Genomic DNA, 1254 nt, shown 5'->3' with positions numbered 1-1254 from the left:
TGACCTGCCCCCCGAGGCTCCCTCATTCATAACGAGAGTCTGCGGGTTTGGTTTTCATATTCGTCGTCGTTGTTTTGGGCAAGCGCGCCGGGCGCGGAGCCCTCAAATTGCTCAAGCGTCCGGCGCGCCTCTGCGGGCGTTTGATTTCCGAGCGATGAGTGCGGCCTGACGTTGTTGTAGTCGTAACGCCAGAGCGCCAGTTTTCGGCGGGCATCGTCCAGGCTGTCGAACATCTCCTCGTTCATGAGTTCATCGCGCAGGCTGCCGTTGAATGACTCGATGAAGGCATTCTGTTGGGGCTTGCCCGGATGGATGTAATGCCAATCGACGCTATTGTCGTTTGCCCATTTCAGGATCGCGCGACTGGTGAACTCGGTCCCGTTGTCACTGACGATGCTGGCTGGCTTGCCATAGAGCCGGACCAGCGCATCCAGTTCCCGCGCAACCCGGGCACCCGAGATGCTGGTGTCGGCCATCAGGCACAGGTTCTCGCGGCAGCAGTCATCGTTCACCGCCAGGATGCGGAACCTGCGTGAGGCCCCGAACGTGTCGGACAGGAAGTCCAGCGACCAGCGCTCACCTGGCCGCAGAGCCTCTGGCATCGGCGTCCGCGATCCCCGCGCCCGTTTCCGGCCCCGTCGTCGCCTGACGCCCAGCTTCTCCTCAGTGTACAGCCGATAGAGCTTCTTGTGGTTCATGATCATCCCCTTGCGCTCCAGCATCACACCGATCCGCCGATAGCCGAACCTGCGCCGTTTGGCAGCGACGGCCTTCATCTCCTTGCGTATCTCAGGATTGTCGGGCGGGCGTTCACGCCTAACGGTTTTGGGATCGACACCAACGAGCCTGCACGCTCGGCGTTGCGAGATGCCGTGATCCCGCATCGCCCTCAGCGCTGCATCCCGCCGTTCGGTTGGCGTCGTCAGTTCTTTCCCAGCAAGTCCTTCAAAACAGCATTGTCCAGCATCGTGTCCGCCAGAAGGCGCTTGAGCCGGGCATTCTCGTCTTCCATCGCCCTCAGCTTCGCGACGTCCGACACCTCCATGCCGCCGTACTTCGATTTGTACTTGTAGAACGTGCCCTGGCTGAGGCCGTGCTTGCGGCACACCTCAGCAGTCGGCATCCCAGCTTCCTGTTCCTTAATCATCCCGATGATCTGCGCCTCGGTGAAACGGCTCTTTCGCATGTGTTTGCTCCTTCGAAAGGTTGAGCAAACTCTACATCAGAACGAGGGAAGTTTCGGGGGGCAGGTCA

The 1254-nt window shown here is 60.4% G+C and carries 1 protein-coding gene; it reads right to left on the bottom strand.

Features of this window, described 5'->3' with window-relative positions; translation table 11 throughout:
• Positions 1 to 26: 26 nt before the first annotated feature.
• Positions 27 to 1186, bottom strand: a protein-coding gene (locus tag ACR0EZ_RS25890) for an IS3 family transposase (RefSeq protein WP_480617714.1) whose coding sequence is annotated in 2 segments (ribosomal slippage) — positions 27 to 937 and positions 937 to 1186 — 1161 coding nt in all. Because the reading frame shifts where the segments join, the coding sequence is not laid out codon by codon here.
• Positions 1187 to 1254: the final 68 nt, after the last annotated feature.

This window comes from Ruegeria sp. AK4 (assembly GCF_056541025.1).
Note: the sequence above shows the minus strand (reverse complement) of the source record. Positions and strands in the feature narration are given on the sequence as shown.